This window comes from Streptomyces sp. NPDC107498 (assembly GCF_055582805.1).
This window is the reverse complement of sequence record NZ_JBVJPE010000008.1, coordinates 170507-187064: the sequence shown is the minus strand read 5'-3', so window position 1 is coordinate 187064 and position 16558 is coordinate 170507. Positions and strand designations below refer to the sequence as shown.

Below are 16558 nucleotides of genomic sequence, written 5' to 3'. Positions count from 1 at the left end.
GACGACCCGACTACCTCGCGTAACCGTTATGCATCAGTAATCGAAGGCGCGGGCCGTGTTCGCGGCGATCGCCCCGGCCAGCTCGTCCTCCCCGATCCCCCGGACCTCCGCCATGGCCCGGACGGTGACCGGGATCAGGTACGGGGCGTTCGGGCGGCCCCGGAAGGGCGCGGGGGTGAGGAAGGGGGCGTCGGTCTCGACGAGGACCAGCTCCAGCGGGGCGACCGCGAGGGCGTCCCGCAGCGGCTGGGCGTTCTTGAAGGTGACGTTGCCGGCGAAGGACATGTAGTAGCCCTTGGCGGCGCAGATCTCGGCCATGGCGGCGTCGCCGGAGTAGCAGTGGAAGACGGTCCGCTCGGGGGCGCCCTCCTCGTCCAGGACGCGCAGCACGTCGGCGTGGGCCTCCCGGTCGTGGATGACGAGCGCCTTGCCGTGCCGCTTGGCGATCTCGATGTGGGCGCGGAAGGAACGCTCCTGCGCGGCGATGCCCTCGGGCCCGGTGCGGAAGAAGTCGAGGCCGGTCTCGCCGACCCCGCGGACGTGCGGAAGGGCGGCGAGCCGGTCGATCTCGGCGAGGGCGTCGTCGAGGGCGGCGTCGCCGCCGCCCTGCCGGGCGCCCTGGCGGGACCAGCCGTCGGGATCGCCGAGCACGATCCTGGGGGCCTCGTTGGGGTGCAGCGCGACGGCGGCGTGCACGTTCTCGTGGGCGGCGGCCGTCTCGGCGGCCCACTGCGAGCCCTTCACGTCGCAGCCGACCTGGACGACCGTGGTCACGCCGACGGCGGCGGCCTTGACCAGGGCCTCCTCGACGGTCCCGGACTGCAGGTCCATGTGGGTGTGCGAGTCCGCGACCTCCACGAGGAGGGGTTCGGGCAGCGGCGGCGGGGCGTCCTTGGCACTCATGGCCCCGATCGTACGAGGACCACGAGTGCCCCCGCGTGGCCTACTGGTGACGCCGGAAGGGGTGGAGGAGGTCCGACAGGTGCCAGTGGTGCGGCACCGGCGGCTTCTCGGGAGCGTCCTCGGTCAGTTCCTGGCCGATGGGGCCGGCCGGCGAGACGGGCTTCGTCGCCCGCGCCCCGTGGTGGTGCTTCTCGGTCGCGGCGACCAGGTCGAGCACCGACGACACCTGCCCCGCGCGCATGATGCGGACGACGTGGCCGCCGCAGTTCATGCAGGTGGGACTGGACAGCGGGGACGGTACCCGCTCTCCGTCGGCCTTGTAGACGACGAATTCCTGGCCGGCGGCGTCGACGTGGTGCTCGATGTCGTACGCCTGCTCCCAGCCGTATCCGCAGCGCATGCAGGCGAAGGCGTACGCCTCATGGGCGGCGGATATGCCGGTGCCGGTGATCTCGCTCATGCCAGCTCCTCTCCACTGATCAGTGGACGCCTTTTCGGGCCGGAGCGCATCAGCGGGGGACGAACCATGGAAGGCTTTTGGCTCTTCCCTTGCCAAGCGCCCAAGGAACAGTCCCGGCGCCGGTTTCGGCTTTGCCATTCAGATTAGCTCTTTACCCTTTCCAGGGCCCGAAGCGTCCGCGTTCTTTGCCGCGACCACGGCATCGAACACCTCCCTCTTGGGAAGTCCCGCCTCCGCCGCGACGGCGGCGATCGCCTCCTTGCGGCGCTCCCCCGCCTCCTCGCGCACCCGCACCCTGCGCACCAGCTCCTCCGCGTCGAGCTCGGCGGGCCCGGTCTCCGGGGCGCCCTCGACGACGACGGTGATCTCGCCCCGCACGCCCTCGGCGGCCCAGGCGGCGAGCTCGGCCAGCGGGCCGCGCCTGACCTCCTCGTACGTCTTGGTCAGCTCGCGGCAGACGGCGGCCCGGCGCTCGGCGCCGAACACCTCGGCCATCGCGGCGAGGGTGTCGTCGAGCCGGTGCGGCGCCTCGAAGTAGACGAGGGTCCGCCGCTCGTCCGCGACCTCGCGTAGGCGTCCGAGGCGCTCGCCGGCCTTCCTCGGCAGGAAGCCCTCGAAGCAGAAGCGGTCCACGGGGAGGCCGGAGAGGGCGAGCGCGGTGAGCACGGCGGACGGGCCGGGGACGGCCGTCACCTTGATGTCCTGCTCGACGGCGGCGGCGACGAGCCGGTAGCCGGGGTCCGAGACGGACGGCATGCCCGCGTCGGTCACGAGCAGCACCCGCGCGCCGCCGACCAGCGCCTCGACCAGTTCGGGCGTACGGGCGGACTCGTTGCCCTCGAAGTACGAGACGACCCGGCCCGTGGTGTGGATGCCGAGCGCCCGGGTGAGGCCGCGCAGCCTCCGGGTGTCCTCGGCGGCCACGATGTCCGCGCTCTCCAGTTCGGTGGCGAGCCGGGGCGGGGCGTCCGCGATGTCACCGATGGGGGTCCCTGCGAGTACCAGCGTTCCTGTCACACGGGACATCCTCCCAGCCCGGACAGGCGACTCGCACAGGCGCGTTCCCTACGATGGCGCGGTGACCAGTACCGCACCCGAGGCCCTGGAGGGTCAGCACCCCATGGCGGCGCCCGTGGCAGAGCCCTCTTCCTGGCAGCTCAGGCTGCGGCGCTTCGGCTACGCGCCGCCGGCCCCGGGCACCGCGCCCATCGGGCTGCGCGAGCGGCTCGTCCCCCCGTACACCCGGCCCTCCGCCCGGACGTGGTCGCTGCTCGGCCTCGGCCCCGGCGGCACCGAACGGCTGTGGCGGCTCCTCGCCTGGGGCGGTCCGCTCCTGGTCACGGCCGTCGCGGGCCTGCTGCGGTTCTGGAACCTGGGCAAGCCGCACGCGGTGATATTCGACGAGACGTACTACGCCAAGGACTCCTGGGCCCTGATCAACCAGGGGTACGAGGGGGCCTGGCCGAAGGACATCGACAAGACGATCCTGAAGGACCCGGGGTCGGTCCTGATTCCGACCGACCCGGGGTACGTCGTCCACCCGCCGATGGGCAAATGGGTGATCGGCGTCGGCGAGAAGCTCTTCGGCTTCGAGCCCTTCGGCTGGCGCTTCATGGTGGCGCTGCTCGGCACCCTGTCGGTGCTGATGCTGTGCCGGATCGGCCGGCGCCTCTTCCGCTCGACGTTCCTCGGCTGTCTGGCGGGCCTGCTGCTCGCCGTCGACGGACTGCACTTCGTGATGAGCCGCACCGCGCTGCTCGACCAGGTGCTGATGTTCTTCGTGCTCGCCGCCTTCGGCTGTCTCGTCCTCGACCGGGACCGGACGCGGGCGCGGCTCGCGGCGGCGCTCCCGGAGGACGAGGAGGGCGTGCTGCGGCCGGACGCGGAGATCGCGGAGGGCCTGCGCCTGGGCTGGCGGCCGTGGCGGCTCGCGGCCGGCGTGTCCCTCGGCCTCGCGGCGGCGACCAAGTGGAACGGCCTGTACGTGATGGTCGGCTTCGGTCTGCTGACCGTCCTGTGGGACGTCGGCGGCCGCCGCACGGCCGGCGCCGTCCGCCCGTACCTCGCGGTGGTCAAGAAGGACCTGCTGCCGGCGTTCGTGTCGGTGGTGCCGGTGGCGCTCGCGACGTACCTGGCGACCTGGACCGGCTGGCTGGCCGGCGACAAGGGCTACTTCCGGCACTGGGCCGCGGACCACGACAGGGCGGTCGGCGGCGGCACGTGGGGCTGGCTGCCGGACTGGCTGCGCAGCCTCTGGCACTACGAGTCCGAGGTGTACACCTTCCACGTCGGCCTCACCTCGCCGCACACCTACCAGTCGAACCCCTGGTCCTGGATCGTCCTGGGCCGCCCCGTCTCGTACTTCTACGAGTCCCCCGCCCCCGGCACGAACGGCTGCCCGGCGACCGCGGAGGGGAAGTGCGCCCAGGAGGTCCTGGCCCTCGGCACCCCGCTCCTCTGGTGGGCGGCCTGCTTCGCGATCCTGTACGTCCTGTGGCGCTGGGCCTTCCGCCGCGACTGGCGCGCGGGCGCGATCGCCTGCGGCATCGCGGTCGGCTGGCTCCCCTGGTTCCTTTACCAGGAACGCACCATCTTCCTTTTCTACGCGGTCGTCTTCGTGCCTTTCCTGTGCCTGGCGGTGACCATGATGCTGGGTGCGCTCATCGGTCCCCGCGGTTCATCGGAAAGACGCCGGACATTCGGCGCGGTGGCGGCGGGATGTCTCGTCCTGCTCATCGTCTGGAATTTCATCTACTTCTGGCCCATCTACACCGGGACCCCCATTCCGCTGGACCAGTGGCGGGCGCGGATGTGGCTGGAGACGTGGGTGTAGCGGGGGAATTGCGCGGAGGGGACGCGGCCGGTCCCGTTCGCGCCCGCTTCCGGCCCGCTCAGGCGTCCTCGTCGGCGAACGGGTACCGCTCCCGGGCGAGCGCCCGGGCCCGCCAACAGGGGTCCGGTACGAACCCGTGCCCGCCCTGTTGGAGGCTCGCGTACGCCGCGTACCCGAACTGCTCGGCCACGAAGGCGAGTCGGAGGAGACCGCCCTCGTCGTCACCGTGCACGACGGGAAGGTCCGTGCCGGTTCCCGGCAGGCTCCGCTCCGGGGCACTGCCGACACCGCCCGCGGGTTTGACGGATGTGGCGGTGGCTGCTCGACACGCGGACTCCGCGGCTGCTTCACTCGTCGGTCCGCCTGGGGAGGGGAATCGCCGTCATGCGCAGTGGGGTCAAGGTCGCCGTCGTCGGGGGCGTGTTCGTCGTCGTGGCGAGTGGGGTGGGGTACGGGGGCTACAACCTCTGGAACGGGATCACGGGCGGTGAGACCTCCGTGGGCGTGCGGGCCGGTGACGCGCCGAGGACGGGACCGCTCACCGCCGACGAGGTCACGACGGCCGCGAAGGACTTCCTGGCGGCCTGGGCCGCCGGGGAGCCGGAACGGGCGGCCCAGCTGACGAACGACCCGGTCACGGCGGGGTCCGCGATCGCCGCCTACCGGGAGGAGGTGAAGGTCTCGAAGGCCGTCATCACGCCGGGGACGGCCGTCGGGGCGAGGGTGCCGTTCACGGTGAGGGCGACCATCGCGTACGAGGACGTGTCCAAGGACTGGTCGTACGCCTCCGAGCTGACCGTGGTGCGCGGGCAGACCACCGGCCGTCCGCTCGTGAAGTGGCAGCCGACCGTGCTGCACCCGAGGCTGACCGCGACGGGGACCCTGCGGACGGGCGTCGCGAAGACCGCGCCCGTGAAGGCCGTCGACCGGAACGGCGTGGAGCTGACGGCGGAGGAGTACCCCTCGCTCGGGCCGGTCCTGACCGAGCTGCGCAGACGGTACGGGTCGAGGGTCGACGGCGCGGCCGGCGTCGAGACGTACATCGACTCGGGCAGCGGGGCCGTCGCCGACACCACGCTCCTCGTCCTGTCCAAGGGGAAGCCGGGGACGCTGAGGACGACGATCGACGCGGGGGTCCAGGCGGCGGCCGAGAAGGCGGTCAAGGGGTTCGGCTCGGCCTCGGTGGCCGCGATCGAGCCGTCGACGGGAGCGATACGGGCGGTCGCCAACCATCCCGTCAAGGAGTTCAACACCGCGTTCATGGGGGCGCAGGCCCCCGGCTCGACGATGAAGATCGTCACGGCGACGATGATGATGCAGCACGGTCTGGCCACGCCGGACAGCCGGGTCGAGTGTCCCCCCGACGTCCTGTCGCGGGGCAGGACCTTCCAGAACCTCGACAGGTTCGGCATCACCGGCGGCACCCTCACCGACGCCTTCCGCCGCTCCTGCAACACCGCCTTCATCAAGGCGATCAGCAAGCTCAGCGACGAGGGCGTCGCGGACACCGCCCTCGGCGCGACCGCCCGCGACTCCTTCGGCATCGGCCGGACGTGGAACATCGGCGTCCAGGCGGCGGACGGCTCCGTGCCCGAGTCGGCCGGGGCCGAGACGCCCGCCTCGTACATCGGCCAGGGCAGGATCACGATGAGCGCCCTGAACGTCGCCTCGCTCTCCGCGACCGTCCGGAACGGCGGCTTCCTCCAGCCGTACCTGGTGGCGAGGGAGCTCGACGACCGCGAGTTCGCGACGGCGGACCGGCTCTCCCCCGGGGTGGCCTCCGGCCTGCACCGGATGATGAACGCGGCGGCGACGCACGGCACCGCCGCCGAGGCGATGGCCGGCGTCCCCTTCCCCAAGGGCGCCAAGACCGGCTCCGCCGAGCTCGACGGCCAGGCCGTCTCGAACAGCTGGTTCACCGGCTACTCCGGCGACCTCGCGGCGGCGGCCGTCGTCCAGGCCGGCGGACACGGCGGCGACGCGGCCGGCCCGGTGGTCGCGCAGGTGCTGAAGGCGGGGTGACCCCCGCCGGAACCCGTTCGCGTGGCCCGTACACCGACCACTAGCGTGCGGGCCATGACGACTGACGAGGACACCGCTTCCGCCGCCCATCCCCTTTTCGCCGCCGCCCTGCGGGAGGCGGGTCTCGACGTCGAGGTCCGGCGCTTCCCGGACGAGACCCGGACCGCGCGACAGGCCGCCGAGGCCATCGGCTGCGAGGTCGCGGAGATCGTGAAGTCGCTGGTCTTCGCGGCCGACGGGGTGCCGGTCCTCGTCCTGGTGGACGGCGCGTCCCGGGTGGACGTCGAGCGGGTACGACAGGAGCTGGACGCCGAGAAGGTGACCCGGGCGGACGCGAAGGCGGTCCGGGAGGCGACGGGGTACGCGATCGGGGGCGTGCCGCCGTTCGGGCACCGCACCGGGACGCGGGTCCTCGCCGACCGGGGCGTCCTCGACCACCCGGTGGTGTGGGCGGCGGCGGGCACCCCGCACACGGTCTTCGCGATGGACCCGAAGGCGCTGGTCGCGCACGCCGGCGGCACGCTGGTGGACGTCCGCGAGCCCGCCGCGTGACGCCGCTCGTCACGCTCGCGGTCCTCGTCGCGGCCGTCACGCACGCCGGCTGGAACGCGATCGCGCACGGCATCAAGGACCAGTTGCTCTCCTTCACGCTGATCTCCGGCGGCGGGGCGCTGATCGGCATGGCCGTGGCGTGCTTCGCGCCGCTGCCGGCGGCGGGGGCGTGGCCGTACCTCCTCGCGTCGGCGCTCCTGCACGTCGGCTACTACGTCCTGCTGATGCGCTCGTTCAGCCTCGGCGACTTCGGGCAGATGTATCCGATCGCGCGGGGGACGGCCCCGCTGGCCGTGACCGTCCTCGCGGCGGTCTTCGTCCACGAGGTGCCGGACGGCTGGCAGCTGCTCGGGGTGGCGGTGGCCTCCGCGGGCCTGACGGGCCTCGCCCTGTGGGGCATCCGGGGCAAGGGCGCCCGCCCGCACTGGCCCGCCCTGCTCGCGGCGGGCGCGACGGGCCTGTCGATCGCCCTCTACACGGTCGTGGACGGCGTCGGCGTCCGCGCCTCGGGCACGCCGCTCGGCTACATCGGGTGGCTGATGGTCCTGGAGGGCCTCGCGATCCCGGCCTACGCCCTCTGGGTCCGGCGTGCGGCGCTCCTCCCCCAGCTCCGCCCGTACGCGGCCCGGGGCCTCCTCGGCGCGGCCCTGTCGGTCGCGGCGTACGCCCTCGTCCTGTGGGCCCAGACGAAGGCCCCCCTGGCTCCGATCGCCGCCCTGCGCGAATCCTCCATCATCGTGGGCGCGGCCATCGGCGCCCTCTTCTTCAAGGAGCGCTTCGGCGCCCCGAGGATCGCCGCGGCGGGCCTGATGGTGGTGGGCATCGGGCTGATGCTGCACGCGGGGTGAGCGCCGGGCGCCGGGTGCCGACGGCGTCGGCCGGGCGCCGGCCGCCGGGGCGCCGGCCCCTTCCGCGCGGCGCCTCAGGGGCGCCGCTCGCCCAGCACCTCCCCGAAGTGGGTGTGCACCGCGAGCAGGCCGCCGTCGACGCGGAGGGTCGTGCCCGTGATCCAGGCGGCGTCCGTGGAGGCCAGGAAGGCCACCGCCGCCGCCACGTCCTCCGGGGTGCCGACGCGGCCCAGGGGGTAGACGCGGGTGGCCAGGGCCGTGAGGTCGGCCTCCCGGTCCGCCCAGGCCCTGGTCGCGATCGTGCCCGGGTCGATCTGGTTGACCCGCACCCCGCGCGGCGCCGCGTCGCCCGCCAGGGTGCGGGTGAGGGAGGCGAGGCCCGCCTTGGCCGCGCTGTAGGCGTGGCCGCCGAAGTCCGCCTCCGCGTTGACCGAGCCGATCGTGACGATCGCCCCGCGTCCGCCGGCCGCCGCGAGGTGCGGCATGGCCGCCCGGGCGCAGCGGACGGCGCCCATGAAGGTGACGTCGTGCTGGACGGCCCAGGTCTCGTCGGGCTCGTCCTCGAAGAGGTCCCGGTCGGGGACGACGGGCCCGAGCGCGTTGTTGACGAGGACGTCGAGGCGACCGAAGGCCTTCACCGCGTGCGCGACGGCCGCGTCGACCGACGCCCGGTCGCCGACGTCGCAGCGCAGCGCCTCCGCCCCGGGGAGTTCCCCGGCCGTCCCGCGGGCCGCCTCCTCGTCGACGTCCGTGACGAGGACCCGCGCCCCCTCCGCCGTGAGCCGCCGGGCGGTGGCCGCTCCGATGCCGCGTCCCGCGCCCGTGACCAGTACCGCGTATCCGCCGAAGCGTTCCCTGAGGTCCATGGGCCGATCCCAGCATCCCGTGGAACCCTCCCGCAACGCCCTGGCGGTCACCTGACGCCGCACGTCCCGTGCCGCCCGGGCGGGAAGACGGGCCGGCGGTCCTCGCGCTCACGCCGGCCGTCGTCCGGTCCCGCCGGTCAGTCGGTGGACACCCGCTCGACGCGCGGCTCGGCGATCGCCCGGTAGTCCTCGGTGGAGAGGGCGATCGAGCGGTCGAGCCGGGCCGCGTTGAAGAAGAACTCCGGGTGCGCCAACAGGGCGGGGTCGACGAGCAGTTCGAGGCGCTCGTCGAAGGCGAAGGGGAGGATGGTGCCGCTGGGGGAGCCGGCGAGCTCCTCGGCGATCTCCGGGGAGGCGAAGGAGACGTACGTGCCGCCGTACAGCGCCTTCACGGCGGCGAGGTCGACGCGCCGGTCGCCCGGTACGACGACGAGCGCGAAGCGCTTCTCCTTCTTGCCGATCTTCACCATGGCGATGATGCACTTGGCCGCCCGGTCGAGCGCGTGGCCCCGCAGCGCGCTGACCGCCTCGGTGGCGCCCTCGGGGGCGTGCTCGATCACCCGGTGGGCCGCGCCGCGCTCGTCGAGCAGGGCGAGCAGCTTCTCGTACGTGTCGTGCATGGAGTCCATCGGCCTTGCTCCCCTTGGGACTTGTGTACGTCTCCGGCGTGTCGACCCTACTCGCCGCAGGCGGCCTCAGAGTGCCGCCGAGCGGACCGCGCGCACCAGCGCCTGGGCGCGCGGGTCGGCCGTGACCGTCTTGCGCATGCCGTTGGTGACGTAGCCGAAGGCGATCCCCGCGTCCGGGTCGGCGAAGCCGAGGGAGCCGCCGCGGCCGGGGTGTCCGAAGGAGGACGGGCCGAGGAGCGGGGAGGCCGGGCCGTGCAGCATGTGGCCGAGGCCGAAGCGCGTGCCGACGAGCAGCACCTCGTCCAGGCCCGCGGACTCCTCGGTGCGGGCGAGGGCGAGGGTGGCGGGGGCGAAGAGGCGCTCGGCGCCGTCGACGGGGCCGAGGACGGCGGCGTAGAAGCGGGAGAGGGCGCGGGCGGTGGCGACACCGGCCGAGCCGGGGAGCTCGGCGGCCCGGTAGGCGGGGTCGTTCTCGTCGGGCTGGGGGTCGATGACCCCGAAGGCGCGGCGGGTGAGGGACTCGGGATCCCGGTAGGCCTCGGCGACGGAGCGCTTGGGGCGGAGCTTGAGCGCGCCGCCGCCGGGCGGGTCGACCTCCTCGACGGGGGCGAGCCGGCCGACGCGGTGGGCCTCGGCGTCGGGCAGGCCGATCCACAGGTCGAGGCCGAGGGGACCGGTGATCTCCTCGGCGACCCAGCGGCCGATGGTGCGGCCGGTGACCCGGTGGACCAGGCCGGAGAGCAGCCAGCTGAAGGTGTGGGCGTGGTAGCCGTGGGCGGTGCCGGGCTCCCAGACGGGCGCCTGGGCGGCTATCGCCCCGGTCGCGGTCGGCAGGTCGACGGCCTCGGCGAGGCTGAGGGGCCGGTCGAGGACGGGCACTCCGGCGCGGTGCGCGAGGAGCTGCCGCACGGTCACCCGGTCCTTGCCGTGGGCCTTGAAGTCGGGCCAGTACGAGGCGACGGGGGCGTCCAGGTCGAGCAGTCCGCGCTGGTGCAGCAGCAGGGGGACGGCGGCGGCGACGCCCTTGGTGGCCGAGCGGACGACCTGGGCGGTGTCGGCGGTCCACGGGTCCGTGCCGTCGGCGTCCTTCGCGCCCGCCCACAGGTCGACGACCCGGACGCCGTCGTGGTGGACGGCGACGGCCGCGCCGCGCTCGCCCCGCTGGTCGAAGTTGCGCAGGAACGCGTCCCTGACGGGCTCCCAGCCCGCCGCCACCGTGCCCTGGACGTCCACGTCCCCACTCCTCACTCGCCGATCCGACCCTCCATGGTGCAACGCGGCCGGTGAGGGGCGGATTCCGGGGGCCGTCAGACCACCGAGCCCGGCACGAAGCCGAACGGCAGCTCCAGGCGGTGCCGGGCCATCAGCTCCTCGTCGGCGAGGATCCCGGCGGTCGGCCCGTCGGCGGCGATGGCGCCCTCGCTGAGGATCACCGAGCGCGGGCAGAGCTCCAGGGCGTACGGCAGGTCGTGGGTGACCATCAGGACGGTGACGTCGAGCGTCCGGAGGACGTCGGCGAGCTCGCGGCGGGAGGCCGGGTCCAGGTTGGAGGACGGCTCGTCGAGGACGAGGATCTCGGGCTCCATGGCGAGGACGGTGGCGACGGCGACCCGGCGGCGCTGCCCGAAGGAGAGGTGGTGCGGGGGCCGGTCGGCGAACTCCGCCATCCCGACCCTCTCCAGTGCGCGGAGGACGACGGCGTCGAGCTCGGCGCCCCGGACGCCGGCCGCCGCCGGGCCGAAGGCCACGTCCTCGCGGACGGTCGGCATGAACAGCTGGTCGTCGGGGTCCTGGAAGACGATGCCGACCTTGCGGCGGATCTCGGCCATGTGTTTCTTGCCGACGGGCAGCCCGGCGACGGTGACGGTGCCCGCGCCGCCGGTGAGGATGCCGTTGAGGTGGAGGACGAGGGTCGTCTTGCCGGCGCCGTTGGGGCCGAGGAGGGCGACCCGTTCGCCGCGCCCGACGGTCAGGTCCACGCCGAAGAGGGCCTGGTGGCCGTCGGGGTAGGCGTACGCGAGGCCGGAGACCTCGAGAGAAGGTGTCACAGGGTCCGTCCCAGGATGCAGATCAGGAGTGCCGAGAGCGGCAGGGCGGCGGCGTACGTCCACTGGGCGCGGGTGGCGGTCACCTCGTCGATGACCGGCATGGTGCCGGTGTAGCCGCGGCTGACCATGGCGAGGTGGACGCGTTCGCCGCGCTCGTACGAGCGGATGAAGAGCGCGCCCGCCGACTTGGCGAGGACGCCCCAGTGCCGGACGCCCTTCGCCTCGAAGCCGCGCGAGCGGCGGGCGACGGACATGCGGCGCATCTCGTCGGTGATGACGTCGCCGTACCGGATCATGAACGAGGCGATCTGGACGAGCAGCGGCGGCAGTCCGAGGCGCTGGAGGCCGAGGATCAGCGCCCGCAGTTCGGTGGTGGAGGCGAGGAGCACGGAGGCGGCGACGCCGAGGGTGCCCTTGGCCAGGACGTTCCAGGCGCCCCACAGGCCGGGGACGCTCAGCGAGAGGCCGAGGACCGTCGTCCGCTCGCCGGGGACCACGAAGGGCATGAGCAGCGCGAAGGCGACGAACGGGATCTCGATGAGGAGCCGCTTGAGCAGGAAGCCGGCCGGGATCCGGGCCTTCGCCGCGACGGCCGCGAGGAGCGCGGCGTAGAGGGCGAAGGCCCAGACGGCCTCGCGGGGCGTGGAGACGACGACCACGACGAAGCCGAGGACGGCGGCGAGCTTGGTGTGCGGGGGCAGCCCGTGGACGGGCGAGTGCCCGTGCCGGTAGAGCTTGTGCGCGTGCCCCGCTCCCACGTCAGGCCTCCAGGGCGGCGGTCTTGCGGCGGCGTACGACCCAGAAGGCGCCGGTGCCGACGGCGAGGGTGGCGCCGACGCCGATCGCGCCCGCGAGGCCGCCGGAGAGACGGGGGGCCTCGACGCCCTTGACCCCGTAGTCGGCGAGCGGGGAGTTCGCGGAGGCGTGCTCCTCGACGTTCTTGTCGATGCCCTGGTCGGCGGCGACCTTCTCCAGGCCGTCGGGGCTGGAGGAGGCGTAGAAGGAGACGAAGCCGGCGAGGACGAGGGCGGTGACGACGCCGCCGATCCAGAGCTTCTTCGGGGAGCCCGCCGGGACGGCGGGGGCCGGGGCGGCGTCGGCGACGTCAGCGACGTCGGCGACGTCAGCGACGTCAGCGACGTCGATGAGCTCGCCGTCGACGCGGAGCTTGAGCGGCGCGGTCAGACCGCGGGCGCCGTGCACCAGGTCGGGGCGGACGGCGACGACGGCGCCGACGGTCAGCATGGTGATGACGGCCTCGCCGACGCCGATGAGGACGTGCACGCCGACCATGGCCGTGAGGACCTTGGAGACGGGGACGTCGGTGGTGCCGCCGATCGCGTAGACGAGGGTGAAGACGGTGGCCGCGGCCGGTACGGAGACGAGCGCGGCGGCGAACGAGGCGACGGTCACCGAGCGGCGGGTGCGCGGCAGGAGGAGGACCAGGCCGCGGAAGAGGGCGTAGGCGACGACGACGGTGGCGACGCCCATGACCGTGATGTTCACGCCGAGGGCGGTGAGGCCGCCGTCGGCGAAGAGGATGCCCTGCATGAGCAGGACGACGGCGATGCACAGGACGCCGGTCCACGGCCCGACGAGGATCGCGGCGAGCGCACCGCCGAGGAGGTGCCCGCTGGTGCCGGCGGCGACCGGGAAGTTCAGCATCTGCACGGCGAAGATGAAGGCCGCGACGAGGCCGGCGAGGGGCGCGGTCCGCTCGTCCAGTTCGCGGCGGGCTCCGCGCAGGCCGGCGGCGACGGCGCCGGCGGCGACGACACCGGCGGCGGCCGATACGGGGGCGTTGATGAATCCGTCAGGTACATGCACGTTCGAAATGATAGAGCGCTCTTGCGAAGGGCTTGCAAGAGCGCATCGGTCACAGAACCCCGGCGCGTGACCCCGCGCACGCCCGCCGCGTGACACCGCGCACACCTCTCTCCCCGTACGCATGCGCCGCGCACCGGTAGGGAAGGAGTGGGACATTGGTAGACAAGAGGACAAAAGGTGAGGAGTCATCATGGCCGCCGTAAACGAGCACGTGATCGACGACCATGCCAAGGGGCGGATCATCAGCGACGCCCCCCTCTCCCGCCCGGTCCCCGTGGCCCTGCACTACGACCCCGGCCACTCCCCCGCGACCGTCCGCTTCGTCTTCCCGGGCGGCGTCGAGTGGTCCTTCCCGCGCGCCGTCCTGGAGACGGGGATGCGCACCCCGACCCGCCGCGGCGACATCGGCGTCTGGCCGTGCGGCCGGGTGCAGACGGTCGTCGAACTCCACCGGGACGACGGGGTCACGGTCGTGCAGTTCGACACCACCGCCCTGTTGCGCTTCCTGAAGCACACGTACGCCGTCAGCGCGTCGTCGGTGACGACGCGCTGACGGCGCCCGTGCGGAACCGGCCGGGGATCAGGCCTTCACGAGGTCCGGCTTCGCGGCTTCGGTCCCGTTCGCGGACCCGGCGAGCCCCTCGCCCTCCACGTCCACGTTCGGCAGGATCCGGTCCAGCCACTTCGGCAGCCACCAGGCCTTGCGGCCGAGGAGCGCCAGGACGGCCGGGACGATCGCCATGCGGACCACGAAGGCGTCGAAGAGGACGGCGGCGGCCAGGCCGAAGCCGATCATCTTGACCATCTGGTCGTCCATGCCGATGAAGCCGGAGAAGACCGCGATCATGATCACCGCGGCGGCGGTGACCACCCGGGCGCTGTGCCGGAAGCCGGTCACGATCGCCTCGCCGGGCCGCTGGCCGTGCACGTACGCCTCGCGCATCCGGGTGACGAGGAAGACCTCGTAGTCCATCGCGAGGCCGAAGACGACGCCCACCATGAAGATCGGCATCATCGACATGATCGGGCCGGTCTGCTCGACGCCGAACAGGCCGCCGAGCCAGCCCCACTGGAAGACCGCGACGACCGCGCCGAGGGCCGCGACCACCGAGAGCAGGAAGCCGAGGGCCGCCTTGAGCGGCACCAGGACCGAGCGGAAGACGAGGGTCAGGAGCACGAAGGCGAGGCCGACGACGAGCGCCAGGTACGGCACGAGCGCGTCGTTCATCTTCTGCGAGAAGTCGATGTTCATCGCGGTGGCGCCGGTGACGAGGACGTCGTCGCCCGTGGCGTCGCGGATGTCGTGGACCAGGTCCTCGGTGGCGGTCGAGGACGGCCGGTCCTTCGGGACCACCGTGATCATCGCGGCGTCGCCGGCCTTGTTCGGGGTCGCCGGGGTGACCGCCGCCCAGCCGTCGAGGCCCTTGATCGTGGAGACCGTCCGGTCGGCGGTCGCCTTGTCGCCGTCAACGACGACGAGCAGCGGGCCGTTGAAGCCGGGGCCGAAGCCGTCGGACAGCGCGTCGTACGCCCGGCGTTCGGAGGTGGAGGTGGGCTTCACGCCGTCGTCCGGCAGGCCCATCTCCAGGGAGGCGGCGGGCACGGCGATCGCGCCGAGGCCGAGGACGCCGACGATCAGCACCATCAGCGGGCGGCGGATGACGAAGCGGGCCCAGCGGGTGCCGCCGTTGGGCCTGTCGCCCGCCCCGGCGGTGTCACCGGCGCCGTCGGCGTCCTTCGCGGCCCTGCGCTGCTTGCGGCTGACGACCTTGTCGCCCGCGAAGCCGAGCAGGGCGGGGATGAGGGTGAGCGCGATGAGGACCGCGATCACGACCGTGCCGGCGGCGGCGAAGCCCATCTTCGTCAGCATCGGGATGTTGACGACGGCCAGGCCGACCAGGGCGATGACGACGGTGAGTCCGGCGAAGACGACGGCGGAGCCGGCCGTGCCGACCGCGCGCCCGGCCGCGTCCTCCTTCGCGCGGCCCTCGGCGAGCTCCGCGCGGTAGCGGGAGACGATGAAGAGGGCGTAGTCGATGCCGACGGCGAGGCCGATCATCGACGCGAGCGTGGAGGTGGTGGTGCCGAGGTCCAGGACGTTCGCGAGCGCGGTGATCGTCGAGACGCCGATGCCGACGCCGATGATCGCGGTGAGCAGCGGGAGCCCGGCCGCGACGAGCGAGCCGAAGGTGATGACGAGCACGATGCCCGCGAGGACGATGCCGATGGCCTCGCTCGCGCCCTGCTCCGGCATGCTCTGGAGGGCGTCGCCGCCGACCTCGACGGTCAGCCCCTTGCCCTGGGCGTTGTGACCGGCCCGGGTCAGCGCCTCGCGCGTCCCGTCGGTCAGCTCCATGGCGTTGACCTCGTAGGAGACCGAGACGTAGGCGGTGGAGCCGTCCCGGGAGACGGCGTGCGCGGTGTACGGGTCGGTGACCTGGACGATCTGGTCCGAGCCGGACCTGAGCGCGGCGACGGTCTCCTCGACGACGGCCTTGTGGGCCGGGTCGGTCATCTTCCGGCCCTCGGGGGCCTTGAAGACGACGCGGGCGGTGGCCCCGTCGGCTCCGGCGCCCGGGAAGCGTTCTTCGAGCAGGTCGAAGGCGCGCTGGGCCTCGGTGCCGGGGATCGAGAAGGAACTGGAGGTTGCGGTGGGCGCGGTGGCGGCACCGACGCCGGCGATCGCGAGGAGCGCCACCCAGAGGAGGGCGACGAGCCGTCGGCGCCGGAAGGCGGTGCGGCCCAGCTTGTAGAGGAACGTGGCCACGGGGGCGTACTCCCGGTGTGGGTGGGACAGGGCATGGGGAGCCGGCCCGACGGCGGAGCGGTTCGTCGTCAGGGGGAGGGAACGGAGAAACGCAAAAGAAGGAGAGCGGGGTCAGACGCCGAGTGAGGGGAGCACGACGGCGTCGACGTAGGCACTGAGGAACGCGCGGTCGACCGGCTGATCGTCGATCAGCGGACGGGCGACGAACGCGCCGATCAGCATGTGCGGGACGAGCTTCAGCGCCGGGTTGTCGGCGTCGACCTCACCCCTGCGGACCGCCCTGTGCAGCACCTCGTCGAGGCCGTTCATCTCGGGTTCGATGAGCAGCTCGCGCAGTGCCCGGTGCAGGTCGGGGTGGGTGTGGACGGCATGGGCCAGGCCCCGCATCAGCGCGGAGTCTTTCTCCATCTGGCAGTCGTCGGTCCGCTCCATGAGCTCCCGGAAGTCGCCGCGCAGGGAGCCGGTGTCGATCTCGGAGAGATCGGCCGGCTTGTTCGCGCGCAGCGCCCGGACGACCAGCTCGGGCTTGCTCCCCCACTGGCGGTAGAGGGTGGCCTTGCTGGAGTGCGTGCGGGCGGCGACGGCGTCCATGGTGAGGGCGTCGTAGCCGACCTCGCGGAGGAGTTCGAGCACGGCCGCGTACAGCTCGGACTCCCGCTCGGGAGTGAGTCTGGTGCGTGCCATGCCGTGGCTCCGATCCGGTGAAGAAGCGAACGAAACGGTTTCGTACCGTACGAAGATAACCCCCGCTCCCAGCGAAACGAAACGGTTTCGTACGTGTCCTGGGCCACACGCCGAACCGG

Annotated in this window: 17 protein-coding genes; 5 read left to right on the top strand and 12 right to left on the bottom strand. The window is 73.0% G+C overall.

Going from position 1 to position 16558, the window contains the following annotated elements; genetic code table 11:
- Positions 1 to 33: 33 nt before the first annotated feature.
- The 3 genes from ACZ66Z_RS16810 to rsmI all read right to left on the bottom strand — a co-directional run bounded on the left by ACZ66Z_RS16810 (position 34) and on the right by rsmI (position 2389).
- A complete protein-coding gene (locus tag ACZ66Z_RS16810; protein ID WP_469934718.1) occupies positions 34 to 903 on the bottom strand; it encodes a TatD family hydrolase in 870 nt (289 codons plus the stop codon).
- Positions 904 to 943: 40 nt separating this feature from the next.
- Positions 944 to 1363, bottom strand: a complete 420-nt coding sequence (locus tag ACZ66Z_RS16805; RefSeq protein WP_469934717.1) for a hypothetical protein — start codon at positions 1361 to 1363, stop codon at positions 944 to 946.
- 138 nt (positions 1364 to 1501) lie between these two features.
- A complete protein-coding gene (rsmI, locus tag ACZ66Z_RS16800; RefSeq protein ID WP_469934716.1) occupies positions 1502 to 2389 on the bottom strand; it encodes a 16S rRNA (cytidine(1402)-2'-O)-methyltransferase in 888 nt (295 codons plus the stop codon).
- A 52-nt stretch (positions 2390 to 2441) separates the two neighbouring features.
- Between rsmI and ACZ66Z_RS16795 the strand changes: the two genes are divergently transcribed.
- Positions 2442 to 4196 carry a dolichyl-phosphate-mannose--protein mannosyltransferase gene (locus tag ACZ66Z_RS16795; protein ID WP_469934715.1) on the top strand — a complete coding sequence of 585 codons (1755 nt, stop codon included), beginning with the start codon at positions 2442 to 2444 and terminating at the stop codon, positions 4194 to 4196.
- A 58-nt stretch (positions 4197 to 4254) separates the two neighbouring features.
- Here the strand turns inward: ACZ66Z_RS16795 and ACZ66Z_RS16790 are convergent, their stop codons facing one another.
- Positions 4255 to 4428, bottom strand: a complete 174-nt coding sequence (locus ACZ66Z_RS16790) for a hypothetical protein (RefSeq protein WP_469934714.1) — start codon at positions 4426 to 4428, stop codon at positions 4255 to 4257.
- Positions 4429 to 4580: 152 nt separating this feature from the next.
- On the opposite strand from ACZ66Z_RS16790, the gene ACZ66Z_RS16785 reads away from it, so the two are divergent.
- Genes ACZ66Z_RS16785 through ACZ66Z_RS16775 form a run of 3 tightly spaced genes read left to right on the top strand, consistent with a single transcriptional unit; the run spans position 4581 to position 7618 of the window.
- Positions 4581 to 6218 (top strand): penicillin-binding transpeptidase domain-containing protein, encoded by a 1638-nt coding sequence (locus tag ACZ66Z_RS16785; protein WP_469934713.1) that lies wholly within the window; start codon positions 4581 to 4583, stop codon positions 6216 to 6218.
- A gap of 54 nt (positions 6219 to 6272) precedes the next feature.
- The gene (locus ACZ66Z_RS16780; RefSeq protein WP_469934712.1) at positions 6273 to 6770 is read left to right on the top strand and encodes a YbaK/EbsC family protein; all 498 of its coding nucleotides are present in this window, start codon (positions 6273 to 6275) and stop codon (positions 6768 to 6770) included.
- Entirely contained in the window at positions 6767 to 7618 is an 852-nt protein-coding gene (locus tag ACZ66Z_RS16775; RefSeq protein WP_469934711.1) for an EamA family transporter, read from the top strand. Before ACZ66Z_RS16780 ends, ACZ66Z_RS16775 begins: the two co-directional genes overlap by 4 nt.
- Before the next feature lie 74 nt (positions 7619 to 7692).
- Here the strand turns inward: ACZ66Z_RS16775 and ACZ66Z_RS16770 are convergent, their stop codons facing one another.
- From ACZ66Z_RS16770 to ACZ66Z_RS16745, 6 genes are all read right to left on the bottom strand, one after another.
- Complete coding sequence (locus ACZ66Z_RS16770) at positions 7693 to 8484, bottom strand: SDR family NAD(P)-dependent oxidoreductase (protein WP_469934710.1); 792 nt, start codon at positions 8482 to 8484, stop codon at positions 7693 to 7695.
- A 137-nt stretch (positions 8485 to 8621) separates the two neighbouring features.
- A complete protein-coding gene (locus ACZ66Z_RS16765; RefSeq protein ID WP_469934709.1) occupies positions 8622 to 9113 on the bottom strand; it encodes a YbaK/EbsC family protein in 492 nt (163 codons plus the stop codon).
- A 66-nt stretch (positions 9114 to 9179) separates the two neighbouring features.
- Complete coding sequence (locus tag ACZ66Z_RS16760) at positions 9180 to 10346, bottom strand: serine hydrolase domain-containing protein (RefSeq protein WP_469934708.1); 1167 nt, start codon at positions 10344 to 10346, stop codon at positions 9180 to 9182.
- A gap of 74 nt (positions 10347 to 10420) precedes the next feature.
- Complete coding sequence (locus ACZ66Z_RS16755; protein WP_469934707.1) at positions 10421 to 11161, bottom strand: energy-coupling factor ABC transporter ATP-binding protein; 741 nt, start codon at positions 11159 to 11161, stop codon at positions 10421 to 10423.
- A complete protein-coding gene (gene cbiQ / locus ACZ66Z_RS16750) occupies positions 11158 to 11919 on the bottom strand; it encodes a cobalt ECF transporter T component CbiQ (protein ID WP_469934706.1) in 762 nt (253 codons plus the stop codon). The genes ACZ66Z_RS16755 and cbiQ overlap by 4 nt, the downstream gene beginning before the upstream one ends.
- A 1-nt stretch (position 11920) precedes the next feature.
- Positions 11921 to 12988: an energy-coupling factor ABC transporter permease gene (locus tag ACZ66Z_RS16745; RefSeq protein WP_469934705.1), complete on the bottom strand. Its 1068-nt coding sequence runs from the start codon at positions 12986 to 12988 to the stop codon at positions 11921 to 11923.
- Positions 12989 to 13178: 190 nt separating this feature from the next.
- Here ACZ66Z_RS16745 and ACZ66Z_RS16740 point away from each other — a divergent pair, with 190 nt between their 5' ends.
- Positions 13179 to 13541, top strand: coding sequence for an SsgA family sporulation/cell division regulator (locus tag ACZ66Z_RS16740; RefSeq protein WP_469934704.1), 363 nt, complete (start codon positions 13179 to 13181; stop codon positions 13539 to 13541).
- Positions 13542 to 13568: 27 nt separating this feature from the next.
- Here ACZ66Z_RS16740 and ACZ66Z_RS16735 read toward each other — a convergent pair whose 3' ends face one another.
- Positions 13569 to 15755 (bottom strand): MMPL family transporter, encoded by a 2187-nt coding sequence (locus tag ACZ66Z_RS16735; RefSeq protein ID WP_469934703.1) that lies wholly within the window; start codon positions 15753 to 15755, stop codon positions 13569 to 13571.
- 111 nt (positions 15756 to 15866) lie between these two features.
- Positions 15867 to 16439, bottom strand: coding sequence for a TetR/AcrR family transcriptional regulator (locus ACZ66Z_RS16730; RefSeq protein WP_469934702.1), 573 nt, complete (start codon positions 16437 to 16439; stop codon positions 15867 to 15869).
- Between the last annotated feature and the right edge of the window lie 119 nt (positions 16440 to 16558).